Genomic DNA, 22,081 nt, shown 5'->3' with positions numbered 1-22,081 from the left:
CGCGAAACCGCGCCCACCCGGCCGTTCTCCCGCTGCCTCACGGCGTCGGCGACTCACCCTGCGGCAATGCCGCGTCTCCCGCCGGCACTGGCTGACGCAGCGACGCTCCCGAGCGTTCCGCCTCGACCCTCTGAATCTGCTCTTCGATGATCCGCTTCCGCGCGATCTTGATCGCAATCACAGCGATGAAGCAGGCGTAGATGAACGCGAGCAGATACGTCGCCCGGGCCCGCCAGAGCGACATCCCGATCCCGATCAACGCGAATGACGTGCCGATTCCGTACAGCGTCAAGACCGCCCCCTTCACGCCGAGCGACCGCTTCAGCATGTGGTGCAGGTGGTCCGAATCGGGGTCGGACATTCGTTTCTTGGCCAGCTTGCGTCTCACAATCGCCAGCGAGGTATCGATGATCGGGATGGAGTAGATCACCAGACCCGCGAACACGAGGTTCGTCTTGCCCGTGTCGCCCAGCGTCAGGATCACCACGATCGTCGCGAAGCCCAGCAGGAGCGAGCCGCAGTCCCCCAGAAAAATCGTCGCCGGGTTGAAGTTGTGAGGCAGGAAGCCGAGACACGCCCCGATAATCGCCATGCAGATGACCAGGCGCTGCGCATCGCGCGGGCCGTCGTCCATCACCGCCATGCTCAGGGCCACGATCAGCAGGCCGACGTTCGCGATCGCCGTCACCCCCGAGAGCAACCCATCCAAGCCGTCGATCAGGTTCGACGCGTTGCACGCGCCCAGCACGAACAACGCGATGATCGCTGTCCCCGCCCAGTACACAAGGTCGATGTGGATCGAGCCCGTCCCGAAGAGCTCGACAGGCATCGGGATCCTCAGCAGGACCGTCTCGATCGAAGTCCCGTCGATTGTGGCCGTCGGGATGCCCACCGCCTTCGCAAGAGGCACCAGCACACCCTTGGCTACCCGCACGCCCACGTCATCGATCGCCAACGCAGCCGCCGCAAGCAACTGCCCCGCTACCTTGACCTGCGGGCTGATGTGCACGATGTCGTCGAAAAGCCCGACAAGCATGATGACCGTCAGCCCGAGCAGGATCGACGTCGGCACCGGGAACGGCGAAGACCCCTCCAGATGGTTCGTCTCGTGGAAGTTGACCAGACCCGGCACGGCCACAGCGATGTACGAGAGCAGAATCCCCGCCATGATGCCCAGGTAAACCGCCGCGCCGCCGAGATACGCCGTCGGGGCCCGGTGGATCTTCCTCGCCTCGTTCGGTCGATCAACGATCCCGTACCGCACCGCCATGCGACGCATCAGGGGTGTCGCGAGCAGCGTCACGATGAACGCGATGCCAAGCACCGCGATGTAGCCGTGGAAGATGTCCAGACGAGAGGGCGCCTCAGGAGAGATCCCCGCCGCCGCCGCCAGATCACGCTGCTCCTGCGCAAGGCGACCGATCTGAACCCCGAGCTGGTCGATGCGCGCAACCACGCCGGGAGGGAGATTCTCGGCCCGGATCGGATCGAGTTTGGCGGCTGTAGGAATCACGCGTTGGCCTCCGCCACCCCCGTCGAACGCATGGACTGGGCGATGTCTCGGATGGTGGCTTCGAGCGGAATGGTCGGCTCAAAGCCGATGGACTCGCGAATGCGGGCAAGATCGGGACGACGCTGACGCAGATCTTCGAAGCCGTCAGGATACGCCTCAGCGTACGGCCTGAGTTGGATCGTCGAGCGCGAAGAAAGCACACGGATCACGGTCTCCGCCAGTTCAAGGATCGAGATCGGCCGATCCGACCCGACATTGAACACCCGCCCGTAGCACCGCGCCGTGCCCAGCAGCCGGGGCAATGCAGCCGCTGTGTCGCGCACGTCGCAGAAGCAGCGGGTCTGCCCACCGTCACCGAAGACGTGCAGCGGCTCGCCCCTCAGCGCAGCGCCGACAAACCGCGGAAGCACCATCCCGTAGTCACCAACCTGCCGCGGCCCGACCGTGTTGAAGAACCTCGCGACCACCGCCGGCAGCCCGTGCATCCGATGGTGCGCGATCGCCAGATACTCATCGATCGCCTTCGTGCACGCGTACGACCACCGGGAAACCGTCGTCGGACCGTACAGAACGTCGTCCTCCTCAGAGAACGGCGACTTCGCGGCCTTTCCGTACACCTCGGAACTCGAAGCCACCAGCGTCGGCACCGGCCCGCCGTCAGGCCCGCGGTTCGCCGCAAACCTCAACAACGCCGCCGTCTGCTCGACATTCGTCTCGATCGCAAGGATCGGATCCTCAAGCACCCGCGTCACGCCGACCGCCGCCGCGAGGTGATAGATCTCGTCGAACGTCTCGCCCGGGCCCAGCACGCGCAGCGCCTCGCGCAGGTCTGCCTCGATGAACCGAATCGACGGGTGCTCCTCGGGCAGGTTCCCGCGCCTGCCGGTCGAGAGATTATCAACCACGGTGACGTGGTCGCCTCGCTCAAGCAGCAAGGGCACAAGGTGCGAGCCGATGAAACCGCTGCCGCCGCTGACGAGGGCGCGTCTCCGCCGGCGCGAGCCGGTGATCTCGGCTTTGGTTCCTGTCTGCGCCACGTCTGCCCTTGTCGGATCGGTTGCCGGCTTGATGTACCAAAGGTTGAACGGGTTCTACGTCTCTCAGGTGTTCGTCTGGGGCTTCTGGTAGTCCGCCGTGGCGCGGATGTTGCGTCGGAAGTAGCCGCCCGCGGACGAGCGCACGCCGTTGATGATCACACCGAGGAACTCGGCACGCGTGTCCGACAACTCGTTCCGGAGCCGCGCGACAAGGCCCCGCTTCTCGGAGAGTGCCTTGACCACGAGGATCGAGGCGTCCGCGCGGTTGGCGATGGCCAGACCGTCGCCCGAGACGACCGCCGGCGCGGTGTCGATGATCACCATGTCATACACCGCGGAGGCCTGCTCGAGAACATCCGACATCGCCTTCGCGCCCAGACGCTCGAAGATGCGGTTCGCCGGCGTGCCCACCGAAAGCAGGTCCGGCTCGCCCGGCTTGGATGCCGGCTGCACCGCAGTCTCAAAGGGCGTCGATCTGGCGAGCACATCCGCCAGCCCCGGCCCCTCGCTCTTCCCGAGGATCTTGTGGAGCGACGGACGCCTGAAGTTGGCGTCAACGACAAGCACCTTGATCTCGGCGCCGGAGAACGCGAACGCCATGTTCGTCACGACCGAGGTCGCCCCCGAGCCCGGCATCCCGCCGATCACGACCAGCGACTTGTGCCCCGACGCGTGCAGACGCTTTGTGAGCGGCGCACGCAACTGGCGGAAGTTCTCCGTCAGCACCGACGTCGGCTGATCTCGCACGACGGTCTCGACCGCCTTGACCCCGGAAGGATCCTCGCTCGTCGCCGCGATCATGCCGAGGAGCTTCGCCCGGGGGATGAGCGCGATGTCGCTCGGGCCCTTGATGCGCTGATCAAGAATCTCGCGAACAAGAATCCAGAGCCCGACCATGCCCACGACCGCGATATAGCCGAGGGGGACCGTGATGTAGATCAACGGGAACGCAACCTGATCCGGCACGGTCTCGGTCTGATAGGTCACAACACGTGTGTTCGTCTCGAGGCGGTCAACGGCCTGAAGGTTGCTCAGCTCGTCCTGACGTGCCGAGCGAGACGTGATCACACGCTCGATCTGCTGATCAAGATCCCGGATCTGCGCCTGGATGTTCGTGATCTCGACCAGGCGCGCCTGGAACTGCTGCACCTGCGTGTCAGAGTCGAGCTGCTGCGCCTCGAGACTCGCCTTCGCGCGTCGTGCGCCGTCGATGATCGCCGCGAAGCGATCCGCCAGGATCGACTGACGCAACTGCTCGATCTGCGCCTTCTGCCCGTCGATCTGGGCGCGGAGCAGCGTCACCTCGCGGTGCATCGGGCCGTACCCGTTCTGCTGGAGGGCCTTCAACTGGCTCTCCATGTTGTTCAGCACGGACCGCGCGTTGTTCATCACCGGGTCCATATCAACCTGCGCACGCAGCTCGTCCGGATAGTTCGGGCCGGCCGGCGAGTTCAGTTCCTGCTCGTAGTTTGCGAGCGTCGTGCGGATCGACTCAAGGTCGAGGCGGACCTGCACGGCCTTCGTTTGCAACTGCTGCAGGGCGTTCTGTGTCTCGTTGAACCGCTGGTCGAGAGAATCGATCCGGCTGTCCGCGATCAGCTGGCGCTTGCTGCCCTGGAGACGGGTCAGCTCGCGGTCCAGATCCTGGATCGTGCGGACCAGCGAGTCCTTCTTCTTCGTCGATTCCGAGCCGGTCTGCGTCCGCAGCACCTCGAGATACGACTGACGCATCAAGCCGACGACCGCCGCCACGTCCTCACGCTTCCGCCACCCCATCGACATCTCGATGAACTGCGAGCCGGAGACCGCGCGAACCTTCAGCGTCTTCTTGATGCTCTCGATCGCCAGCGACGGGTTGTAACGCCCGTTCTCGTAGAACGTCCGTGTCCAGTTCGGTGCCTCACGCTCCAGACGCGGGTCGTTGGCGAACCGCTGCAGCACAACGTCGGACTTGATCACCAGCGCCTGCGTCGCCATGAAACGCTCGAACTCATCGCGGTCGGCCCGGATCGCACCCTCGACAGAGCCCGCGCTCACCTGTGGCGCATAGCACTGGAAGATCGCCGTCGCACGGAACGTCGGGTAATACCGCAACATCCCCACGTGCAGCACGATCCCCACGCCGATCCCGACGAAGCTCGCGATCAGCAGGATCCACTGGTACTTCCTGAACAGCTTGATCGGGTCCAGCGTCGGAATGGCCATCCCCTGCTGCGGGGCAGGCGCGGGACGCGGGGGCGCAGGAACGGGCGGGCGAGGAGCGGGAGCGGTGCTCATGGTTCACATCTCTTCTGAAGAAGCCGGCCCGTTGGCAGGCCCGTGGTCAGTCTGGTCCTGTGTCGTCGTCTGTATCGGCCGGGTCGAGACCCGGCGTGAGCGTGAGTTATTGGACAAGCCGAAGCAACGCATCAACCTCCGCACGGATCGAGGGGTTCTCCGTCGGCATGGCCCGGAGCAGGTCATCCGCCGACTTCGCACGCGTCCGGGCGCTCTCCATGTTCCCCATCGCATGGTCAAGCACCCCCTGGTGCACCATGATCGTGATCTGAGACTCAGACGCTGCACGGGAGAGCGACATCGCCTTCTGCAAGGCCGCATCGGCCTTGTCGAACTGCTTGGTCATCGTGTACGCGACGCCCAGCGTGTCCTGGATCTCGGCGACGTTCGGGTTCATCCGGGCCGCGTGCTCGGCAAACGGCACCGCCTCGGCCGCACGCCCGAGCTTCTTAGCCAGAACAAACCCCAGGTTGTTGTTCATCTCCCAGTCGTCCGCGTACTTCTGGATCCCGCGCTTCCACGCCTCGACCGCCTCCTCGTACCGATCAAGAGCGTAGTAAGAGCCGCCCTCGCTGCGGAACGCGTTCACGCCCAGCGCAACGTTGTTGGTCCCCTGCACCCGACGCAGCAGCTCAACGCCCTGCGACAGCGTCGCGCTGCTCTCGGCCAGCGTCCGACCACGCAGGTACGTCACCCACGGATCCGGAATCTCACGCTCAAGCAACTCCAGATACGAGGCCAGCTCGCCGGGACGCGTCAGAATCCGCCGAGCCGCGGCGTACCACGCCATGATCTGGCGCGGCTCGTTCCTCACGTTCGTGTACGACGCGGTCAACTCGCGACGCGCATCGTCCAGCCGGTTCCGCTTCGCCAGGATCTCCGCCCTCGCCAGAATCAGCGAAGGGTCGTTCGCGACACGCTCACCCATGCGGTTGAGCACGTTCGTCGCCTCGGTCAGGTCCGGGGGCGTCATGTTCAGCAGCGATTCGACATACAACTGCGCCGTCGCCACGTCCTGCGCCTGCATCCACGCGCGCCGGTAGAAGACCGCCGCCCGAGGCCATTGCCCGCGCTCCGCGAAAATCTGACCAGTACCGAGCATCAGCATCAGATCGCCCGGCCGCTGAGAAAGCCCCTGCTCGGCGACTTCCGCCGCGTCCGTCGAACGCCCACGATTGAGCAGCTCGAGCATCAGACCGTATCGAAGCTCATTCAAGGCGGGATTCGCGGTCACGGCCGAGCGCAGATCCGCCAACGCGCCCTCGATGTCGCCCTGCTGGGCTCGGATCGCGGCGCGAATCCGGAGCGCCTGCCACAGCGACGGACGCAGCTGCAGAGCACGGTCAAGGTCCTGCATCGCCTGCCCGACAAGCAGCGGGTCCTGTGCACGCGCCTGCGCACGCTCCACATACACCAGCGCATCCTCGGGCGCGACGGCCACCGCCCTGTCAAGGATCTCGCGGCAGCGACGCATATCGCCCCGGCCCTTCGCGATGTCCGCACGAAGCATCAGCACCACCGGATCGTTCTCGACCCGATCGCCGAATCCCGCTACCAGAGATTCCGCGCTGTCCCACTGCTGCAGGCGAAGCAGCGTCTCGATGTAACGCAGCCGGTACAACTGTTCCGGCGAATCCGCGTTCGCATCCAGCACCCCCTTGTAGAGCGCCGACGCATCAGCGAACTGCTGGAGCCGGAAGAGAGAGTCCGCAAGCTCCTTGTCCGCCTCCATCACCTTCGGATCCTGCCGGGTCCTCGCCTGGTTCAGTGCCGCAATCCCTACGTCGTTCAGACGCCGGTTCAGCATGAACCGCCCGAACACGATGTACGGCTCCGATGTCAGCGTCGCCGGATCCTGCTCCGTGATGTAGCCGACGAACACGCCACGCGCGCCGTCAACATCGTTCTGATCGGCGTGCCACTTCGCATCCAGCTCCACGAGCTGCAGCGAATCACCCGTCGAGCGAAGATCGTCGATCACCTTCCGTGCCTCGGCCCAGCGGGCTGTCTCGATGAGGATCGCCGCCAGCGCGACGCGATTCTCGCGATTCTCGGGGTCCAGCTCGACCATCCGCATCCGGCGGCTCAGCGCAAGGGCCTTATCACCCACCGCGGCCTCAAGGTCCATCCAGAGATTCTGGAAGGTCCGATCCGTGCGCGCATACTTCTCAGAGTCGCGAGCGACCGCCAGCGCCTCCTGCAGCCGATTCGAGCGAACCAGAACTGCGATCAATTCGTTGATCGTCTGCACATCGTCCGGGCGCATCTCAAGTGCGCGACGGTATGAGGCGAAGCCCTCCTGCTCACGCCCGAGGTTCACCAGCTGGCGGCCCAGCAACCTGTGGATACCGACCGACGGCGCGCCCGCGTTGATCGCCTGCTGCAGCGTCCGCGCGGACTCCGCAGTCTTGCCCTCGAGCATCTCGACACGCGCCCGATAGGTCAGTCCTCCCACACGATCGGTATCCAATCGTGTCGCACGCTCAACGATCGACTTGGCACGCTCGACGTCGCGAGACTCGAGCGCGTCGTTGAACGCAATCTCGATCACGCCGGCATCATCCGGTGCAAGCCGCTGCGCCGCAGCGATCGCACGCGTGGCATCCGCCGTCCGCCCGCGAGAGCGATACAGCCGGTACTTGCTCAACTCCTTCGTCGCCGGCGCCAGATCTGACGAATCGATCAGATCGATAGCGGCCTCGACCGGATCGCCCTTGGAGAGCGCGTTCTGAAGGCGCGTCAACGAGTCATGCTGTGGGTGGCGTGCCGACGCCTGGGACACCAGCTGTCTCGCCTTCGCGACCTCTTCGCGGTCCAGATAGAGACGCACGAGTTCCGACACCAGACGCAGGTCCAGGTCGTGCTCAACCACGCCTCGCTCCAGCATCGCGACCGCGCCCGCAGGATCGCCCGGATTCTCCATCGTTCCCGCCTCGGTCCGCCGGGCGTCGATGATGATCTGAATCACAGGATCGTCCGAAGACTTCTGGTTCGTTGCGATCAGCGACGTGTCCAGCCCGCGCTGCGCCTGCTCATTCCCGGGGTTGATCGCCAGCGCCTGACGGTACAACTCGATCGCCCGCGTATGGTTCTGAAGCTGCGACTCCATGCTCGCCAGCGCGATCATCGCCGCGGCGTTGCCCGGCTGCATCTGGAGCACGCGCTCGAACTGCCGCCGCGCGATCCCCGGTTGCGTCCGCATCGTCACCTGCCCGAGCAGCCACACGCCCTGCACGTCGTTGCTCAGCGTGCGCTCGTTGTACGTGAACAAGAGACGCTGCGCATCAGACTCACGCCCGGAGGCGATCGCGATCTTTGCATCGAGCAGGAGCAGCGCAGGTGCGTCCGTCGGCAACTCGGCCGCCAGCGCCTGGCGATACTTGTTCGCCCGCTCCACCAGCGCGGTCCGCTCCTCGGCGCCGGTGGTCTGCTCCCACATGCCGAGCACCGACTCGGCCTGCTGCGAGATCGCCTCCACCCGCCTCAGGTACCGACGCATCCCCTCAAGACTCACCGGGCGCGGCTTCAGATCCGCGACCGCCTGGTACTCGTCGATCGCCCGCGCGAACTGCCTCAGATCGAAGCTCAGACGCGCGTTCATCGCTAGCAGATCCGGGTCCGTCGGGTTCGCAGCGATCGCCCGCGCAAGAATCTCGCGCGTCGACTCACTGCCCGACTCCGGATCCAGCAAAGACTCAAGCAGACGGAATCGCGCGATCGTCAGGATGTCCAGCTTCGCCGGATCATCCGCCATCATCGCCTCACGCACCGCGTCAAGACGCGGACGCAGCGACGCGAGCAACGCCCGCCGCGCGCTCTCCTGAGACCCCGCGCCCGACAGCGCGACCTCGGTATCGATCGTCAGAAGCCCGAGAAGCCCCGTCGTATTGGTCCTGTTCTGCTCAACGAAGGAACGGAGCGTGCCCACGGCCTCACGCTCGATCTCCGCAGCACGCGCCGCCTCACCGAGTGCCGCGACGCGCTTCGACTCGGCTCGCCCCCAACGGGCGAGCGCGACCGCCGCCGTCGCGTTCGTCGGCTCCACTTTCAGTGCCGACAACAGGTCCGCCCGCGCCTGCTCGCGCTGCTGCTCGGTCAACTCAAGATTCGAATCCATGATCTCAACCAACGCCCGACCGCGATACCGACGCAACGCATCGCCCGCATCGTTCTCAAAGTACTGCAACGCGGCCGCGGTCTCCGAGATCAGATAATCAAGACTCTGACGCGAGAGCTCTCCAAGCAGGATCTGCCGCTCCAGCGTCCCGAGATAGTCGTGGTACGCCTCGAGATTGGTGCGAAGCAGAATCGCCCTCTGACGCTTGATCGCCATCGACCGCTCGAACGCCGAGCGATACGCAGTCTGCGTGTCGGGCGTCCATCGAGAGAGCGCTGTCGCCCAGCGATCCAGGAACTCGACGTTCGATCGGTCCTTCGCCACGGCCTTCGAGTACAGGAACGCAGACGCGCCGTACGCCTCCTGCGCCAGGGCGTTGTTCCCCGCGCTCTCGGCGCTCTCCGCCTCCTTGAGCTTCGCGTCTCCCATTCGCACCAGGTCATCACCCGACTTGAGCACGATCGAGATGCCCACATACGCCACCACGCCGCACACAAGCGTGAGTGCCGCAGAGAGGATGACGACAAACTTGACGTTAACGCGCGAAGCCATGTTTCGATCCTCGAGGGAATGCGTGCGTCGTCAGGAACGACCGCCCGCCGCCTGGTTTCTCTTGGGGTTGTCTGCGGGATAGCGCCCGGTCTGCACGTCCACCCAGTCGGGCACGCAGAGCATGATCTCGCCGATCAGCTCGGAGAGAAGCTCCGACGACATCGCCGCCAGATCCTCCGCCGAAGAGGCCGTGGAACTCGTGCACTGCACCTTCATGTAATACGCATAATCATCTGTCAGATTGAACGCCAGCAGGCGGACATCCTGCGCCGTCGGCACATGCCCGCCGTTCGCGATGAAGAAGTACCCCGCATAAATGCGAGGCCCGCCCGGAATGTCGAACCCCATGATCCGCATCCGCATCGCGTCGGGCTCGCGAGGCAGCCGCACAGACTGCCCGGGACGAGACGTGAATCTCGAATCATCCGCGAGCCGTGCCCGCCAGATCGTGCCCCGCATCTCCTCGGGAACATCCGGATCCTGGAACCACCTCGATCGATCCATCCGCAGGGGCAGCACCTGTGCGTTCGTTCCCTGCGTCATCCCACCGCCGATGAAGCAGCGGTCCGGCACGTGCGGCACCGTGTCGATCATCCCCGTGTAGTACGCCAGATGCAGCTCAACCACACGCGGACGCGTCGGATCCGCCGGGTTCTTCTCGATATAGGTCCTCGAGAGATAGTTGTCAGTCCCCAGCGTCGCCACGATATCCGCCGACTCGATGCGATCGTTCCCGAGCTTGATCCAATTCGCTGTCTCGGGAGGCAGACTGTTGAGCGTCCTCCCGTCCGGCGCCTCGATCGGCAGCTTCGACAGGTAGATCCCGTACGCCCGGATCCCCGCGCTGATCCCGATCGACGACAGGCCCAGCAACGCAACCGCCGCGATGAACTGGGGCATGAGGAAGGGGTTCTTGGCCATCACTCACCCCCGCCCGCGCCGCTGCGCACGATCCGATTGAGAATCCACACCACGCCCATGTACAAGCCGAGGGCAGGAATCAGCAGCAACGTCCCGATCAGCGTGTGCGCCTCGCCCGCCGCCAGATCCGGGTTCACCAGGGTCAGCAGCCCGAGCACCGTCACACGCACCGCGTTCATCAGCAACGCCACCGGCACCGCAAGCAGCACCAGCGCGATCCGCTGCCACCACTCGCGGCACGCCACCAACGCCACAGCCACGCCCAGCGCGAGAAACGCGATCAGCATCCGCAGGCCCGCACACGCCTCGGCGATCGTCAGCGGGTGCGACTTCCCGTTCGCGGTGATCAACTCGATCGAGTTCCCCTCCGCCTGCACGGAGAATCCGAACAGCGGCGCGAGCACCCCGAGCGTCACCTCCGACATCTGCGACGCCACAAGCTGCAGACGGAACGTGATGTTGTTCATGATCGCCTCGGAGATCGTGATCCCGAAGGCGAGATACCCGATGGGCACAAACAGCAGCCGCGCGATCGCAGGCCCCAGCAGCAGCAACGCCGCACCGTACACCGTCAGCACCAGCGAGAACCCCTGCAGCATGTGGTTCTTCACCGCCACCATGCAGTAGAAGTAGGACATGACCCCCAGCAGCATCGGCACCATCCCAGGCCAGAACGGCGCGGGCTTCAGACGAGCAAGATCCTTCTCACGCATCCGGATCAGATACAGACAGATCAGCGGGATGATGTACGCGTGCCCCCAGTCCTCGATCGACTTCGAGCTGTGCCGATTCTGCACGAGGAACCACCGGAAGAACAACGCAACAAACGCCGCCGCAACGACCAGCAGCATCGCGGCACCCGTGGGCGTAAGAATCCCGAGGATCCGACGATCCGAGTTCAGGGCCGGCGCGACTTTGGCCTGGAGTGTTGACATACCGCGCTCATGCTGCCGAACAGAACCGGCACCGACCTCCTACGCTCGCACGCTCGCCGGGTTCGTCCGGCCCGACGCGCAAGCTTCTGTATAAACCTCCGGCGACCCTCCGTGGAAGACCTTTGTCAGGCGATCAGAACCCTCTGCCGCTCGTGGGAGGGGGGCCGAAAACATCGTTGCCGAAGTTGCGATCGAGCAGGAAACCAAAGCCGTACGTGACTCGGAAACCGCCCCGTGCAACCGCCAGCGGGAAGGCCCAGAAGTTCGTGCCGACGTTCACTCGGTCGTCAGCACGAAGGAACACATCCGGCTGCGTCCCCTCCGCGATCGCACGCAGGTTCAGTCTGATCGTCGCCTGACGGTCCTGGCCAACCATTCGCGTCAGATCGACACGGTCCGGAATCGCCAGTGCGCCAAGCCCGCCCGCCGCGTCGATCAGACGCGTCAGCGTCAATCGCCCCGCATCAGGAAGCTGATACACACCCGGACGGGCAACCTGCCCCGCGGCATACACGATCCCCGTGTCAGGAGAAGGCACACGCAGAATGTCGCCGGGGCGGATCACGATGTTGTACCGCGCATCACCCGCAAGCAGCGGCTTGACCGGCACACGAATCACACGCTGCGTCACAAGACGCGGCACACTCTCGCCCTGGAGGCCGCCCTCCGGCTGCAACGCCTGCACCTGCACCCAGCGATCATTCAGATACACCCAGTTACCGCCCGTTCCCGTCGGGGGCGGAGTCGTCGCGGGCGAGCCGCCGGTCGGTTGCGATGCCCTCGCATCCACAAGGTCGATCGGAGGCGCATCCTCGCCGGCCGAAACCGGCTGACGCGGAGCGGCAACGCTCCCTGAAGGAACGTCAGCGCCCGCCAGATCATCGATCACACGCAGCAGATCCTCACCAGTCTGAAAGGTGGGCGTGCTCGTCCGCATCGGAGCGTTGGAAGATCCCGCCCGAGCGCCCGCGCTCGCCGATGCCGAGAGCGGCACCTGGCGGATCACATACACATAAGGCGTCGTCTCAGGGAAGCCGCCCGCCGCCGTCAACGCCTCGAGCACGCGATAGTCACGCGATGGCATGAAGTACGGAGCAGGGTTCCGAACCGCCCCGATCACGTTGAAGGTCATCTGCCTCGGGTTCGCGACGTTCACCATCGCGAGCGGGTTCCCGACGAACGGACGCATCCGCTCCTGGATCGCCTGCACGACCTCGTCGGCAGTCATCCCGTTCACGCTGATCGAGCCCAACTGCGGCAGGTCAATATTCCCGCGCGAATCCACGATCCGCTGATACCCGTCCGGCTGACGAGGCACGATCATGTCATAGATCACAAGATCCAACGCATCGCCAGGGCCGACCCGGTAGTCCTCGGCGTCGACACGCAGGTCGTCCCCCGTCGGCTCCGTGTACTCGACCAACTCCGTGCGCGGGTCCTCGATCGCGGCGATCCGCTCAAGGATCGGCACCGTCGTCGGCGTGTGCTCCCACCGACCCACAACACTCGGGTCAATGAAAGAATCTGTCTCACACCCGGACATGCCACCGAGCAGCACAACTCCGCCTGCCGCCGCAATCACGCAGCGCAACAGAGAGGAATGGGCTCTCGAACTGTCGGATTCGCGTCCACGGAGTCGGCTCACGCCCTGGCTCCTTCAAAGAAAGTACTGGTCCTGTCCGTGCGGCACGCCCCGAGACGCACCATCCCCTCGGACCGGGCGGTCGCGACGGAGCGGGATGCGGTCGGCAGACCCCTCCATGGGGCAAGCGCGAAGGACCATGAACGTAGCAGGCGCCTGCAACGTGTCAAACGTCCGGAATCGGGGTGTTGTTCGGACATAGTCACAATCCTCACCCAATCCTGAGCCCATCGAGATCGTCTCTCTCGGACCTGCCTGTTTACCCGGACTTCCCAGATTGAACCCAACGGCATAATCCGCACCTTTCAACACCACAGAAAAGCGCAAAGAACGACACCGTCCGCACTGGCTCGCATTGGCCAGCGCAAAAACTGCGTCGATGATCCGCGCCACTTCGAACCTAGCATCACACCGTGGACCACACACCCACACCACCCTCGCAAACAACCGCCCCGCACGCCGCACGCCACACAAGGCCCCTCGGCGGCGACCCGCTCCGCACTGTTGACCCTCCCGTTCTAAGTCTGACCGGTATGGTGCTCAACAACAGAGCAGGCACCCCGGAACAGCTCGCTCTCAAGAAAAAGCCCTCCTGGCTCAAGGCCAAGGTCCCCGGTGGTCCCGGCTACCAGCGGCTCCGCCAGATCATGGACGACAATCGGCTCCACACCGTCTGCGAAGAGGCCGGATGCCCCAACATGGGCGAGTGCTGGTCCCGCGGCGTCGCCACCATCATGATCCTCGGCGACACCTGCACCCGCGCGTGCGGCTTCTGCAACGTCAAAACCGGACGCCCCAACACCCTCGACAAAGACGAACCCCGGCGCGTCGCCGACTCACTCGCCCTCATGGGGCTCAAGCACGTCGTCATCACCAGCGTCAATCGCGACGAACTGGCCGACGGCGGCGCGGGCATCTGGGCCGAGACGATCATCCGCACCCGCGAGTCCTGTCCCGAGATGTCGATCGAGGTCCTGATCCCGGACTTCGAGGGCAACTGGCCCGCGCTGCAGATGGTCATCGACGCCAAGCCCCACATCATCAACCACAACCTCGAGACGATCCGGCGCATGTACCCCGCCGTCCGCCCGAGCGCGAAGTTCGACCGCTCGCTCGAACTCCTCCGGCGCGTGAAGGAGCAGGGGGGGGTCGCCAAGACCGGCATCATGGTCGGCATCGGCGAGCGCGATGATGAAGTCCTCGCGCTCATCGACGATGTGCTCGCCAAGACCCGCGTCACCCGCGCCGACGGCTCGACCGACGCCTGTGACATCCTCACCATCGGGCAGTATCTCCAGCCCACACGCAACCACCTCCCCATCGATCGCTGGGTCACCCCCGACCAGTTCGCCATGTTCAAAGCCGAGGGGCTCCGCCGAGGACTCAAAGTCGTCGAGTCCGGCCCGCTCGTCCGCTCCAGTTACCACGCAGACCATCAGGCCGACGTCCTGAGCGACATCCAGTCGATGCGTGGGTGAGAGTCACCCCAATCTCGAAGGTTCATATTGACCGACTTCGCGGGTTCCGCTACGCTGCCCTCGTTGTCGGTGCCCTCGCGTCACACACGTGCCGCACGGGTGAAAATGGGAAGTGTGGTGAGATTCCACCGCGGACGCGCCGCCGTAATGGGCATGATCCTCGGGTCCACCGCTCCGGACAGCCATCCGGAGCAGCCACTGGCGGAAACGCCGGGAAGGCAGGACCAGAGCAAGCCCCGAGCCGGAAGACCTGCCGACGACTGTTTGTCGTGTGGCCCTCGCGACTGGGGCCTCGGCGGTCATCGGCGTTCGCTCCCGCGCCGATATTCCCGTTGAGAACCGGTCCCCCGCGAGACGCCACGGGTTGTCCCCGTCGGGAGTCACGGTGCGCGAATCACCGTGCAAACGCGCCGCTGGCGCAGGACCGGTCACGCAATGAATCGTCGTCTCACCATCGTCTCATCCATCGTCGCGCTCTCCGCACTCACAGGGTCGGCACACGCCTCCTCTCCATACGCCACCCAATGGCTCACCTACAACGCCGGATCGAATCCCGCGCTCAACTACACAGACCCCGCCTCCGCGCTCGGACGCCCCTCTCGCTTCACAGGAGACAACGCCGAGTTCCTCTACCCATCCGCAGTCACCGCCTTCAACGGCGCGTTCAACTACGACCAGGTCGTCTCCATCGGCACGGGCGGCCACATCGTCCTCGGCTTCGACACGCCCGTCCGCGACAACCCGAACAACCCCTTCGGCATCGACATCCTCATCTTCGGCAACACATCCTTCATCGATGCCGATTACCCCAACGGCATCGTCGGTGGAATCTTCTCCGAGGGCGGCGTTGTCGAACTCAGCGCCGACGGTCTCCACTGGGTCACCGCCACAGGAGTCGTCCCCGATGGCACGATCCCGACCATCGGATACAGCGATCTCACCGACCCCTTCGCCCTCACACGCGGCTCAGTCCCCTCCAACTTCCGCCTCCCCGTCGATCCATCCATCGACTTCACCGGAATGAACTACACACAGGTCCTCGACGCGTACAACGGCTCCGGAGGAGGCACCGGCATCGATATCGGCGCGTACGGCCTCTCTGTCGTCAACTACGTCCGCATCAGCAACCCCTTCGGCACCTCCGCCATCGAGATCGACGCCCTCTCACGCGTCGCCGCAATCCCCGCGCCAGGTTCGCTCACGCTCATCCTCGCCGCATCATTCGTCGCGCCGCGGAGACGCCGCTCGTGAATCCCTCGTCCGGAAGAGTCTTGGCAACTCGCCGCCGCGCCGCACGCGCGTGCGCCTTGTTGCTCGCGCTCCACGCGCCCGTCGCGTCAGCGCAGACGTTCTGGACACACTACGCGAGGAGCGAGGCCCGCCCGGGCCTCGTTGGAGAGTGGGGCGTGGCAGCGGTAAACGTTGCCGCGCCCCTTTGGATCGCTTCCGTCGATGAGGCCGATCGACCCATCACCTTCAACGGCCAGTCCGGCCCGGTCGTCGATCGCCAGCGTCTCTACGCACTCGGCCGCTCAGGCGGCATCAGCCGTCTCTTCGCATTTCGTCGCGCCGACGGCGCATGCCTCTGGAGTTCCCCCGTCCCCAACCCCGTGACCGACTCATGGTCTTCGCCCGCGATCGACGAGGGGTCGAACAACATCATCGTCGCCGCCGGAAACCGCGTGCTCTCGTTCGATGCCGATTCCGGCACGCAGAACTGGTCCGCCACGCTCTCTCGGAACATCGTCAACGCCTCTCCTCTGCTCACCCCCGAAGCCCCGCGCCGCATCTTCATCACCGACGCCGACGGCTTCGGCATGTCCGGCCGTCTCTACTGCATCAACGCCGACCCCTTCGACGCCGCACGCAACCCCCACGCACCCGGACAGATCCTCTGGTCAACGGTCATCGGGGGCACATCCGGCAACTCACCCGCATACGCGGGCGGCAGAATCTTCGTCGCCACTGTCGGCGAGTTCGGATTCTCCGCCGGCTCCATCCTCGCCTTCGACGCCCGCGCGACCGCTCCACACGCGCCGCTCTGGGTATACCAGAACACCGAGCCGTTCGGCTTCTTCGGCGGTCTCTCGATCAAAGAAGGCAACGCCTTTGCCGCCTCCTACGCCTTCGGCGGCGGGCAGAACGCCGCCAACCTCGTCAAACTCGACGCCGCTTCCGGCTCGCTCCTCTGGAGCGTGCCTTGCAACCGCACCGACGCGATCCCCATCATCCTCGACAACGGTCGCATCATCCTCTCCGGCGGCATCGCCGGCTTCGGCGCATCACCCTCCATCCAACTCTTCCAGGACAACGGCTCCGACGCAACCCAACTCTGGGACAGCGCAATCGCCACATGGATCGACGCAAACTCGAACGGGCTCCGAGATACCGGCGAGTACCTCTCGGTCGGCGGCTGGACCCATCAGCCAGTCGCCATCACCACCACGACCTCCGCACACCTCCTCGTCGGCACGCTTCCGACGGGCACCGGCACCGCAGCGCCCTGCACCAACCTCCGCCTCATCGATCTCTCCGTCGCACCCAGCTCCCCTTCGTTCATTGTGCAGACGTTCATCGGCGCGGGCAGCACACCCGCGCTCGTCGGAGCATCCGTCTACACCATCGGCGCCGGAGGGCTCCACGCCTTCGGGCCGGATCTGGATGTCAACCGCGACGGATGGATCGACGCCGAAGACCTCCACGCCTGGGAAGCGTCCGGTCCTGTCCCCGGCACGCGCGATATCGATCGCAACGGCATCACCAACGATGCCGATCGACGCCTGCTCATCGAAGAGATCAGACGCGATGAGCATCGCGACATGGCCGGCCCGCTCGGCGTCAGGGGACACCGATGAACCGACGCCCCGTACCGCGCCTCACCATCCGCCCGCGCGCATTCACGCTCGTCGAGGCGCTCGTCTCCGTCGCCGTGATCGCGCTCCTCCTCGGCATCATCCTCCCCGGCCTCGGCTCCTCCAGAGAAGCCGCGCGAACCGTCGTCTGCCTCTCCAATCAGCGACAGCTCGGCCTCGCCTGGATGATGTACGCGCACGACCATCGCGAGCACGCGATGCCACTCGCATACACCGACGAACGCGATGTCGGCAGCGGAGACGGCATCTTCTGGTGGGGAACCGACGGCGCATCAACCGGCACGATCGACCACGCCGCCGGACTGATCTCCCCCTATCTCGCCGGATGGCTCGGAGAACGCTCCGTCTTCGAGTGCCCCTCGCAGCCGATCGGCACCTACATCCCCCAGGGAAGCTCGTCCATTCCCGAAGTCGAACGCATCACGAGCACCTACGGCTACAACGGCTACTACCTCACGCCCGACAAGACCCCCGGCTGGTCCGGCACGATCTGCCGGCAGCCCTGGAAGCGACTCCACGACATCGAACGCCCCGCAGACCTGCTCGTCTTCGCCGACACACTCCTCGTCACAAACGCCACAAGACCCGGCCGAAGCACCGCGCTCCTCGATCCTCCCATGCTCTACAGGGGCTCCGGGCTCTGGGAGCCGAATCCACACCCGACGACGGCCTTCCGCCACGGCGTCGCCGCCGGAGCCCGCCCCGGCTACACCGGGAACGCCGCCACCGCAATGGCGGACGGCTCGGCCCGAACGCACAACGCCCAGCCCGACTGGATCATCCAACCCTCGCACCGCGTCGGCTCGGTCGGCGCGGCCAACGACCCCGCCTACATCCCGGACTGGAAGCGCTGGCGATAATGCGTCCGATCACCCCATTGGCACGAATCCACCCGAAGAGTTCGCCCCGGCACCAAGCACCACACGGCCCGTTCGCGTCTCTGTCAGGAACGAACAGGAGCAACACGCGATGCCCGTCACACGCTGCGTCTGCCACGACGTGACCTTCGCCGAACTCAAAGACCTCGCCCAGCAGGTCGGGCCGGATCTCGACACGCTCTCCAAGCGCACCGGCTGCGGCACGGGCTGCGGCACCTGCGTCCCCTACATCCAACTCATGCTCAAAACCGGACGCACCGAGTTCCCCGTCCTCACCGGGGCCCAGTTCGCCGCCCTTCTCAACACCCAGCCCGCTCCGCGCGCACAAGCGGCCCGGCTCACCTGAACCGGGCCGCCACTCACGCGATCACTTCTGAGGGCATACGCCCGATCAATCAGTTGATGGCGATCCGCTTCGGCGTCTTCTCCGCGACACGCGGGATCTGAACCGTCAGCACGCCATCCTTCAACTCCGCAGTCGCCTCTCCCTCTCGCACCGGACTCGGCAACGCGACCGAGCGGCTCATCGAGCCGAATCGCCGCTCACGCCGGTAGAACTTCTCGTTCTTCTCTTCCTTCTCCTCGCTGCGCTCCGCCCTGATCGAGAGCACGCTGTCATGCACCTCGATGCTCACGTCCTCCTTCGCAAAGCCCGGCAGCGACGCGCGCACAAAGACGTGCTGTTCGTCCTCCGACACGTCGATCGCCAGTGTCCCCTCGTCGTCCGTGATCGTCGCCACGCCGCCGAAGAAGGGATCGCTGAACACATGGTTCAGCAGCGAAGAGAACTGGGGAACCTCAACAGGGGTGCGTCGAATCAGGGTTCGCATGGTCATGCCTCCTTATCGAATGTGCTGGTGATGCTCTGACTGGTCGGTCGCCACACCTTCATCTCCACGCTCGGACCCGTGCCCGAACCGGGTGGCTCACTTCACACACCCACTCTTGCAACCGATGTGCCACACCCCGCGGCCGCCAATAACGCCGCCGGACCAACGAAACTCCCGCCGATCCGCTGCAACTCTTGCGACGCCCCGCACACGGGGATGCCACGTTGGCAGACCGCATAAACTCGTCAGTCCATACCCGGATCCGCCGAACATCCGTTCGTCCGAACGCCCATTCGCATCCATCTCCCCACACACGAGCCATCCATGAGCACCCACGCCGACCGCCCCATCGACATGCGCTCCGACACCGTCACCCGCCCCACCAAGGCGATGCGTCAGGCCATGGCAGATGCCGAGGTCGGCGACGATGTGCTCGGCGACGACCCCACCGTGATCAAACTCCAAGAGCGCATCGCCGCCATGATGGGCAAGGAAGCCGCCGTCTTCGTCCCCAGCGGCACCATGGCCAACCAAACCGCCATCCGCGCCCACTGCGAATCCGGCGACGAGGTCATCTGCCACGAGAACGGGCACATCATCCACTACGAGACCGGCTCACCCGCGGCGCTCTCCGGCGTCATGGTCAAGGGACTCAGCGGCCGCCACGGCCTCTTCACCGCCCACGACGTCGAGGCCGCCTTCCGCCCCCGCAGCCACCACTTCTCATGGTCCAAGCTCGTCATCGTGGAGAACACCAACAACCGGGGCGGCGGCACCATCTGGCCCCTCGCGCAGGCCGAAGCCGTCGCCAAGAAGACGCACGAACTTGGCATGAGGGCCCACCTCGACGGCGCACGCATCTGGAACGCCTCCGTCGCCACAGGCATCCCCGTCGGAACCTGGGCACGCTCCTTCGACACCATCTCATGCTGCTTCAGCAAGGGACTCGGCGCGCCCGTCGGCTCCGCCGTCGCCGGAAGCAAGGAACTCATCACCCGCGTCCATCGCTTCCGCAAGATGTTCGGAGGCACCATGCGCCAGTCCGGCATCCTCGCCGCCGCCGCGCTCCACGCTCTCGATCATCACGTCGACCGCCTCGCCGAAGACCACGCCGCAGCCAGAAAGCTCGCCGCGGCCCTTGCCAACACCCCCGGACTCTCGGTCGACATGGAGGCCGTGCAGACCAACATGGTCTTCTTCGACGTCGATCCCTCGCTCGGAACCGCTGCGCAGTTCTGCGACCGGCTCAAAGCAGCAGGCCTCCTGGTCCTTGCCAACGGCCCCCAACGCATCCGCGCCGTGCTCCACCTCGACGTCGCAAAGACAGACGTCGATCACGCCATCTCCATCATCACCGGCTGCGCCAAGACCGCATCCGCCGCCGCCTAAGCAGCGGCATCATCCCCGCCCATTGCCCATTGCCTACATCCCAATCCTCCGCGCCACAGCGATCCCGCTCTCCAGCGCGCCCTCCATATACCCCACGAATCCCGGGCAGCAATGCTCGCCCGCAAAGTGCAGCCGCCCAATCCCGGTCGCGAGCGTTCGCCCGGAATGTGTCAACTGCCCGAGCCCCGGGAACGAGTAACTGCCCCCCGTGAGCGCATCACCGGGCCAGTCCATATCCCGAGAGAGCAACGCCGCGCGTCCCGCCCCCGGGTAGACGCGCTCAAGATGATCAAGAATCGCCCGTTCCCGCGCCGATCGCTCCATCCCCCGCAGCGCATCCGTCGCGGATCCTCCCGCGAACGACGTCATCACCACGCGCCGCTCATCAGCGGAATCCTGATTGTCCGTCTCGTGCCACGTCAGTTGCACGTGCCCATCAGACAATGAGTCCGGCCCGCGTCCACTCTCGCGCCACACCGGCCCCGACAGCACGGTCAGGTGCTTCGTGTTCCTCCCCATCTGCACGCGAAGCGCGTCCGGCAGCGGGGGATCAAACGCTATCCCGTCCCACACGCTCGGCGTCGTCGCAAGCACCACGTCGTCCGCCTCGATCACCTCTTCACCAACCATCACGCGCACGCCCGCCTCTCCCCGCTCCACACGCGCAACCGCCGCCTTCAGTCGGATCCGTTCCGCACCGACCGCTCCCGCAAGTCGGTGCGCAAGCGTCTGGTTCCCCTCCGCACACCGATACACCTCCGAGTCCGTCCAGAAACTCTCGAACCCGCCCGCCGCGATCATCGCGAGATTCGCGAGCATGCTCTGCTCCTGCGAATCGACGCCGTTGTCCGCCGTGATCAGCGCGTGCAGCGCGCTCCTGCACTCCGCTCCGCACCCACACCCGTCGATCCACTCGCCGATCGAACGCGCATCCAGCCCCTCGGCATCCGGGCTCTCCCACGGACGCACGGGATCAACCGCCCGCGCCGCGTCATTCAGAGCCGAGAGCACGCCATCCATCTCCTCCCACAACGCCTCCGCTTCACGGGCGTCAAGCATCCGCCCGCCCAGCACAATCGGGAACTCTCCATCCTCCTCCGTGACATCCCGCATCGTCAGCCCGAACCTCTTCGCATACCCCAGCCACGCGGGATGGTTCGCGCCGATCAACTCACCGCCCCCCTCAACGATCTTGCCCGGCACCATGTCGCGGAACGTCAGCACACGCCCGCCCACACGCGCCCGCGCCTCCAGAACCGTCACCTCGTGCCCCGCGCTCAACAACTCGTGCGCCGCCGCGAGCCCCGCGAATCCCGCCCCGATCACGACCACGCGCCGACCCGCCGACCGCCCGCCGATCGACCCGCGCGCAATACCCGCCCCCAGCAACACCGCCGATGCCGCCGCGACCGAGTCGCGCAGCACCTCGCGCCGACTCATCACCCGCTCGCGGTCAAAGCGCAACGCCAGCCGTGCAAGCAGCGAGGTAGCCATGCACGTCAGCATAACGACCCCCGCCCCGTCCGTCTGCGCCGCCCGCATCGCCCGCGACGGTCCGATCACGCCTCTCGACCCCTCCTCCCCCTCCTCCGGCTGGCAACCGCCCCGTCGTGTGGCACTCTTCTCCAGCACACGAGAC

15 protein-coding genes and 1 riboswitch are annotated in these 22,081 nt (G+C 65.4%); of the genes, 6 read left to right on the top strand and 9 right to left on the bottom strand.

Annotation, left to right across the window (positions count from 1 at the left end; all coding sequences use genetic code 11):
- Nucleotides 1–37 precede the first annotated feature (37 nt).
- The 7 genes from KF838_10550 to KF838_10520 form a co-directional block, all read right to left on the bottom strand.
- Nucleotides 38–1,513: a glycosyltransferase family 4 protein gene (locus KF838_10550; GenBank protein ID QYK47218.1), complete on the bottom strand. Its 1,476-nt coding sequence runs from the start codon at nt 1,511–1,513 to the stop codon at nt 38–40.
- Nucleotides 1,510–2,550 (bottom strand): GDP-mannose 4,6-dehydratase, encoded by a 1,041-nt coding sequence (locus KF838_10545; GenBank protein ID QYK47217.1) that lies wholly within the window; start codon nt 2,548–2,550, stop codon nt 1,510–1,512. The genes KF838_10550 and KF838_10545 overlap by 4 nt, the downstream gene beginning before the upstream one ends.
- A 63-nt stretch (nt 2,551–2,613) precedes the next feature.
- Complete coding sequence (locus KF838_10540; GenBank protein ID QYK47216.1) at nt 2,614–4,827, bottom strand: hypothetical protein; 2,214 nt, start codon at nt 4,825–4,827, stop codon at nt 2,614–2,616.
- 106 nt (nt 4,828–4,933) lie between these two features.
- Entirely contained in the window at nt 4,934–9,496 is a 4,563-nt protein-coding gene (locus KF838_10535; GenBank protein QYK47215.1) for a tetratricopeptide repeat protein, read from the bottom strand.
- Between the two features lie 30 nt (nt 9,497–9,526).
- The gene (locus tag KF838_10530; GenBank protein ID QYK47214.1) at nt 9,527–10,417 is read right to left on the bottom strand and encodes an exosortase-associated EpsI family protein; all 891 of its coding nucleotides are present in this window, start codon (nt 10,415–10,417) and stop codon (nt 9,527–9,529) included.
- Nucleotides 10,417–11,352, bottom strand: coding sequence for an exosortase (gene xrt / locus KF838_10525; GenBank protein QYK47213.1), 936 nt, complete (start codon nt 11,350–11,352; stop codon nt 10,417–10,419). The genes KF838_10530 and xrt overlap by 1 nt, the downstream gene beginning before the upstream one ends.
- Nucleotides 11,353–11,485: 133 nt before the next feature.
- The gene (locus KF838_10520; GenBank protein ID QYK47212.1) at nt 11,486–12,997 is read right to left on the bottom strand and encodes a polysaccharide biosynthesis/export family protein; all 1,512 of its coding nucleotides are present in this window, start codon (nt 12,995–12,997) and stop codon (nt 11,486–11,488) included.
- A 410-nt stretch (nt 12,998–13,407) separates the two neighbouring features.
- Here KF838_10520 and lipA point away from each other — a divergent pair, with 410 nt between their 5' ends.
- The 5 genes from lipA to KF838_10495 all read left to right on the top strand — a co-directional run bounded on the left by lipA (nt 13,408) and on the right by KF838_10495 (nt 18,569).
- Nucleotides 13,408–14,472, top strand: a complete 1,065-nt coding sequence (gene lipA, locus KF838_10515) for a lipoyl synthase (GenBank protein QYK47211.1) — start codon at nt 13,408–13,410, stop codon at nt 14,470–14,472.
- A 50-nt stretch (nt 14,473–14,522) separates the two neighbouring features.
- Nucleotides 14,523–14,745, top strand: a riboswitch (cobalamin riboswitch).
- A 162-nt stretch (nt 14,746–14,907) separates the two neighbouring features.
- Nucleotides 14,908–15,723, top strand: coding sequence for a hypothetical protein (locus tag KF838_10510; protein QYK47210.1), 816 nt, complete (start codon nt 14,908–14,910; stop codon nt 15,721–15,723).
- A 20-nt stretch (nt 15,724–15,743) separates the two neighbouring features.
- Nucleotides 15,744–17,327, top strand: a complete 1,584-nt coding sequence (locus KF838_10505; GenBank protein QYK47209.1) for a PQQ-binding-like beta-propeller repeat protein — start codon at nt 15,744–15,746, stop codon at nt 17,325–17,327.
- On the top strand, nt 17,324–18,205 hold the full coding sequence (locus KF838_10500) for a DUF1559 domain-containing protein (GenBank protein QYK49833.1): 882 nt from the start codon (nt 17,324–17,326) through the stop codon (nt 18,203–18,205). Before KF838_10505 ends, KF838_10500 begins: the two co-directional genes overlap by 4 nt.
- A gap of 109 nt (nt 18,206–18,314) precedes the next feature.
- The gene (locus KF838_10495; GenBank protein ID QYK47208.1) at nt 18,315–18,569 is read left to right on the top strand and encodes a (2Fe-2S)-binding protein; all 255 of its coding nucleotides are present in this window, start codon (nt 18,315–18,317) and stop codon (nt 18,567–18,569) included.
- A gap of 49 nt (nt 18,570–18,618) precedes the next feature.
- Here KF838_10495 and KF838_10490 read toward each other — a convergent pair whose 3' ends face one another.
- The gene (locus tag KF838_10490; GenBank protein QYK47207.1) at nt 18,619–19,053 is read right to left on the bottom strand and encodes an Hsp20/alpha crystallin family protein; all 435 of its coding nucleotides are present in this window, start codon (nt 19,051–19,053) and stop codon (nt 18,619–18,621) included.
- 324 nt (nt 19,054–19,377) lie between these two features.
- Between KF838_10490 and KF838_10485 the strand changes: the two genes are divergently transcribed.
- A complete protein-coding gene (locus tag KF838_10485) occupies nt 19,378–20,442 on the top strand; it encodes a DegT/DnrJ/EryC1/StrS family aminotransferase (protein QYK47206.1) in 1,065 nt (354 codons plus the stop codon).
- Nucleotides 20,443–20,475: 33 nt separating this feature from the next.
- Here KF838_10485 and KF838_10480 read toward each other — a convergent pair whose 3' ends face one another.
- Nucleotides 20,476–21,936 carry an FAD-dependent oxidoreductase gene (locus tag KF838_10480; GenBank protein QYK47205.1) on the bottom strand — a complete coding sequence of 487 codons (1,461 nt, stop codon included), beginning with the start codon at nt 21,934–21,936 and terminating at the stop codon, nt 20,476–20,478.
- Nucleotides 21,937–22,081: the final 145 nt, after the last annotated feature.

This window comes from Phycisphaeraceae bacterium, from assembly GCA_019454185.1.
Classification (GTDB): Bacteria; Planctomycetota; Phycisphaerae; order Phycisphaerales; family UBA1924; genus JAHBWV01.
Note: the sequence above shows the minus strand (reverse complement) of the source record. Positions and strands in the feature narration are given on the sequence as shown.